This window comes from Parvibaculum sp. (genome assembly GCF_049672805.1).
GTDB lineage: Bacteria > Pseudomonadota > Alphaproteobacteria > Parvibaculales > Parvibaculaceae > Parvibaculum.
Window position 1 is genome coordinate 1 of sequence record NZ_JBATWS010000186.1, and the last position, 5,143, is coordinate 5,143.

A 5,143-nucleotide genomic window follows, 5' to 3' on the forward strand; every position below is an offset into this window, starting at 1 on the left:
CGCTTGATGTGGCTGTTGCGCGCGCGGCGCAGGAAGCCGGTATTACAGGGCTTGAGTTCTATCGCGGCATTCCCGGTTCCGTCGGCGGGGCGCTCCGCATGAATGCGGGGGCCTATGGCGGCGAGACGAAAGATGTGCTTGTGGAGGCCGTCGCGATTGACCGGCAGGGCAAGCGCCATGTGCTGAGCAATGCGGACATGCAGTACCGCTACCGGCATAGCGGCGTATCCGACGATTTCATTTTCGTCGAGGCGCTGTTTCGCGGGCAACTCGATGACAAGGACGCCATTCTCGCGCGGATGAACGAAATCACTTCCTCGCGCGAGACAACGCAGCCCGTGCGCATGCGGACAGGCGGCTCAACCTTCAAGAATCCGGAAGGGCATAAATCATGGCAGCTCATTGATGCTGCCGGGTGCCGTGGTCTCAAGCGCGGCGGCGCACAGGTTTCCGAACTTCATTGCAACTTCCTCATCAATACGGGTGACGCCACGGCGAGCGATCTTGAAGAGCTGGGCGAAGAAGTGCGTGCCCGCGTGAAGGCGACGAGCGGCGTGACGCTCGAATGGGAAATTCGGCGCATTGGTTTGAAGCGGGGGGAGGGCAGCGTATGAGCGGCAAGCATGTTGCCGTCCTGAAGGGCGGCTGGAGCGCGGAACGCGAAGTCAGCCTCGTCTCGGGCAGGGGATGTGCCGAGGCGCTGAAAGCGCGCGGCTACCGCGTGACGGAGATTGATGTCGGGCGCGATATTGCCGATCAGCTTCTCTCTCTGAAGCCTGATGTCGCTTTCAATGCGCTGCATGGCCGCTGGGGTGAGGACGGGTGCGTTCAGGGCCTGCTCGAAATTCTCGGCATTCCCTACACCCATTCCGGTGTGCTCGCATCCGCACTCGCCATGCACAAGGAGCGTGCGAAGCAGGTTTTCCGTTCGGCGGGCCTGCCCGTTGCCGAAGGCATTGTTGTGCCGCGCGCGCAGGCAGCGCTCGGTCATGTGATGGACCCGCCTTATGTCATCAAGCCGGTGAGCGAGGGATCGTCTGTCGGTGTCTTCATCGTCCGCGAAGGCGACAATCGTCCGCCGGAAGAACTCACCTCGCCGGAATGGAATCTCGGCGAGGAAGTCATGGCGGAGCGTTACATTGCGGGCCGTGAACTCACCTGCGCTGTCATGGGCGAGGAAGTGCTCGGTGTGACGGAAATCGTAGCCACGACGCAGTTCTATGATTACGAAGCGAAATACAAGACAGGTGGTTCGCGCCACATCATTCCCGCGCCGATTGATGCCGACACCTATGCCGAAGTGCAGCGCGTCACGCTCGCCGCGCATAAGGCGCTTGGCTGCCGCGGTGTGAGCCGTGCTGATTTCCGCTTTGACGATACGCGGCCGGGCAAGAGCGAACTCATTCTTCTCGAAGTGAACACGCAGCCGGGCATGACGCCGACTTCGCTTGTGCCGGAGCTGGCCGGTCTTGCGGGTTATTCCTATGGCGATCTCGTGAGCTGGATGGTGGAGGACGCATCATGCGACAGGTGAAGGTCCCGTCGCGCACCGGTGTTCGCGCCGCGCCGCGTGGCAAGTCGGTGAAAGGGGGCGCGAAGCATCTTTCGCGTCGCCGCGAGAAGCCCAGAAATGCGGCGGCCCTTTGGCTTGAACGTCTCCGCGAAGGTGACTTCGGGATGAAGCCCTTTGCGTGGGGGGCATTCGCGCTGATCGGTGCCATCGGTCTTTATGGCTTGAGCATTGGCGGTCATGTACAGGCCGCGCGTGATGCCGTGGCGGGCCAGGTCAACGAGCTTCTCGCGCTGTCCGGTTTCTCCATTCAGGATGTGCGGGTCACGGGCCGGGCGCATACGCAGAAGGATGAACTTCTTCAGGCGGTCGGCGTGAAGCGCGGCGATCCGATCTTCGGATTTGATACGGAAACAGCGCGTCAGCGAATCGAGCGGCTGGGCTGGGTGGAGACGGCGACCGTTACGCGCCTTCTGCCGGATACGATTCGTATCGAGATTACCGAGCGCGAGCCTTTTGCCCTCTGGCAGCGCGGCGGCGAACTTTCGCTTATCGACGCCTCCGGCCGGCCGATCACCGATGATGGCGTGCAGGATTTTGCGCATCTTCCCTTTATCGTCGGGTTTGGTGCGCCGCGCGCGGCACCTGAGCTTCTGAAACTGATGAGGGCCGAGCAGCCGCAGCTTTTGCAGCGCGTGCGGGCCTTCGTGCGTGTGGGTGATCGGCGCTGGAATCTCCGCCTTGAAAATGGCGTCGATGTGAAGCTGCCGGAAACGGGCGTGTCTGCTGCCCTTGCAACGCTGGTGGCGCAGGACTCGAAACACAGAATTCTTTCGCGGGACATCGTATCTGTCGATCTGCGTCTTCCCGACCGCGTATCGGTCGAGTTGACGGAAACCGCTGCGAGCGGGCGGGGGATTGCGATGCAGGCGAAGGCAGGCAAGGGCGTGGTGCGCCCGGTCGGGGCCGCACGTGGAGGCAATACATGAATATGGTCTCTCTGGGATCGCGTAGTTTTCAGGGTCGGCCCGTCGCGGTGGGGCGTTCGGGCATTGTTGCGGCGCTGGATGTCGGTTCGAACAAGATCTCCTGCTTCATCGCCAAGATAGAGCCGGGCAGACTGGCGAATGGTCACGCCCCGGTGCGCGTCATTGGCATCGGCCATCAGGTCTCGCGCGGCATCCGCGCAGGCGCGGTGGTGGATATGGATGCGGCGGAAGAGGCAATCCGCGTTGCCGTCGATGCGGCCGAGCGCATGGCCGGCATCACGATTCGCGATGTGGTGGTCGGCTTCTCCGGTGCAGAACCGAAAAGCCAGACGGTCGGTGTGCGCGCGTCCATTCCGAACGGCGAAGTGACCGACCATGACGTCTCGCGACTCATCTATCACGCGCAGGAAAACTTCCAGCCGGAGGGGCGTGAGGTCCTTCACGCGATTCCGACCAATTACTCGGTGGACGGAAGCCGCGGCGTGCGCGATCCACGCGGCATGTTTGGCGAGAAGCTCGGCGTTGAGGTTCACATGGTCAGCGCCCTTCGCGGGCCGCTCCGCAACCTCGAAGTGTGCATCGAGCGCTGCCACCTCACGGTCTCGGGGATCGCTGTCTCGCCCTATGCAAGCGGTCTTGCCTGTCTCGTGGAAGACGAGATGGACCTCGGTGTCGCGATGATCGACATGGGGGGCGGCACGACCTCGCTCTCGATCTTCTTCGAAGGTGCGATGGTCTACTGCGATTCCGTGCCAATTGGCGGGAATCATATTACCAATGATATTGCCCGGGGGCTTTCTACGCCGCTCGCTCATGCAGAGCGGATGAAGACGCTGTACGGGAGCGCACTTGCAAGCCCGTCGGATGAGAGGGAAATGATCGACGTGCCGCAGGTGGGTGAGAGTGACACTGATTCGGCCAACCATATTCCAAGGTCGATGCTGACCGGCATTATTCAGCCACGGCTGGAGGAAACGTTCGAGATTGTGCGCGACAGGATGGAAGCGAGCGGATATGGGCGGCTCGCGGGGCGACGTGTGGTGCTGACCGGGGGCGCGGCGCAGCTCAATGGCGCGCGAGAACTTGCAGGCAGGATGCTCGACAAGCAGGTGCGTGTCGGGCAACCACTCCGTGTCAGCGGTCTGGCGGAAGCGACAGGCGGACCCGCCTTCTCGACCTGTGCCGGGCTTCTCATCTATTCGCAGATATCCCCTCTTGAAACGGCAGGTGTTGATGATGACGCCGCATCGGCTGCACCGCGCGGGCATATCCGCCGGTTCGGGCGCTGGTTGAAGGAGAACTTCTGATGCAGCGCGAAAAACAGGGATGCAGTTTCACGGAACGCTCACTCGGGCGGCTTGCGGCACCGCCCGGCACCAGGGGTGAAGAACCGCCGCCACGACGAAGATGTGCGGCAACCCCGATCCCCCCATTCAAATTCGCTTCCAGGAGGCAGTCATGAGCATCAAACTTTCGGTCCCGCACACGCAGGAACTCAAGCCCCGTATCACCGTTTTCGGCGTTGGCGGCGCGGGCGGTAATGCCGTCAACAACATGATCGAGGCAGGTCTTGAGGGCGTGGAGTTCGTGGTTGCGAACACCGACGCACAGGCGCTGTCGCTGTCCTCCGCCGAACGCCGTATCCAGCTCGGAGCCTCCATCACCGAGGGTTTGGGTGCGGGTTCGCGTCCGGAAGTGGGGTGCGCCGCAGCCGAGGAAGCTCTGGATGAGATCGTGGAGCACCTCCACGGCGCCCATATGGTGTTCATCACCGCCGGCATGGGTGGCGGCACGGGCACGGGTGCGGCCCCCGTCATTGCGCGGGCGGCCCGCGAGCATGGCATCCTGACCGTTGGCGTGGTGACAAAGCCCTTCCAGTTTGAAGGCACGCGCCGCATGCGCCTTGCGGAAGAGGGCATTCGCGACCTTCAGCAATATGTCGATACGCTCATCATCATTCCGAACCAGAATCTCTTCCGGATTGCGAATGAGAACACCACCTTTGCCGACGCCTTCGGCATGGCGGACCAGGTGCTGCATTCGGGCGTAGCCGGCATTACTGACCTGATGATGAAGCCGGGCCTCATCAATCTCGACTTTGCGGACGTTCGCACCGTGATGAACGAGATGGGCAAGGCCATGATGGGCACGGGCGAGGCGACGGGCGAAAATCGCGCGATCGAGGCAGCGGAAGCGGCCATTTCCAATCCGCTGCTCGATGAAGTGTCGATGAAGGGCGCCAAGGGTGTCCTCATCAACATCACCGGTGGCATGGACCTCACTCTTTATGAAGTGGATGAGGCGGCGAACCGTATCCGTTCGGAAGTGGACCCGGATGCGAACATCATCGTCGGCTCGACCTTCGACAGCTCGCTTGATGGCCGGATGCGTGTTTCGGTCGTCGCCACGGGCATCGAGGTTGCGGCAGCTCAGCTTGGGCAGCCGGAAGCGCCTGTCCAGACCCGCGCCGTGGCGCAGGAGCGTGCGCCGCTTCGCCCGGTGACCGCGCCCGCACAGGCCCGCGCCACGAACCCTGTCCAGACGCAGGTTTCGGAGATCGAGGAGCGGCTTGCGCCCGCGACGGCACAGGCTGAACTTGGCATCGAAGCGGAAAAGCCGGCACCGGTCTCGGGCACGTTTGATC

At 62.6% G+C, this 5,143-nt stretch carries 5 protein-coding genes; all 5 read left to right on the forward strand.

Annotated elements, in window-relative coordinates; translation table 11 throughout:
* A partial coding sequence (murB, locus tag WBF74_RS06050) for a UDP-N-acetylmuramate dehydrogenase (RefSeq protein WP_424436704.1) occupies positions 1 to 614 on the forward strand: 614 nt, incomplete at its 5' end.
* Entirely contained in the window at positions 611 to 1,534 is a 924-nt protein-coding gene (locus WBF74_RS06055; RefSeq protein WP_424436707.1) for a D-alanine--D-alanine ligase, read from the forward strand. The genes murB and WBF74_RS06055, both read left to right, overlap by 4 nt.
* Positions 1,522 to 2,499: a cell division protein FtsQ/DivIB gene (locus WBF74_RS06060; protein ID WP_424436710.1), complete on the forward strand. Its 978-nt coding sequence runs from the start codon at positions 1,522 to 1,524 to the stop codon at positions 2,497 to 2,499. Before WBF74_RS06055 ends, WBF74_RS06060 begins: the two co-directional genes overlap by 13 nt.
* Positions 2,496 to 3,806, forward strand: coding sequence for a cell division protein FtsA (gene ftsA, locus WBF74_RS06065; protein WP_424436713.1), 1,311 nt, complete (start codon positions 2,496 to 2,498; stop codon positions 3,804 to 3,806). Before WBF74_RS06060 ends, ftsA begins: the two co-directional genes overlap by 4 nt.
* Positions 3,807 to 3,957: 151 nt before the next feature.
* The coding region (gene ftsZ / locus WBF74_RS06070) for a cell division protein FtsZ (protein WP_424436716.1) at positions 3,958 to 5,143 on the forward strand (1,186 nt) is incomplete at its 3' end.

Excerpts from the sequence above, each read along its gene's own strand:
- WBF74_RS06055 (WP_424436707.1), top strand. The coding sequence starts at position 611 with ATGAGCGGCAAGCATGTTGCCGTCCTGAAGGGCGGCTGGAGCGCGGAA.
- WBF74_RS06060 (WP_424436710.1), top strand. The coding sequence starts at position 1,522 with ATGCGACAGGTGAAGGTCCCGTCGCGCACCGGTGTTCGCGCCGCGCCG.
- ftsA (WP_424436713.1), top strand. The coding sequence starts at position 2,496 with ATGAATATGGTCTCTCTGGGATCGCGTAGTTTTCAGGGTCGGCCCGTC.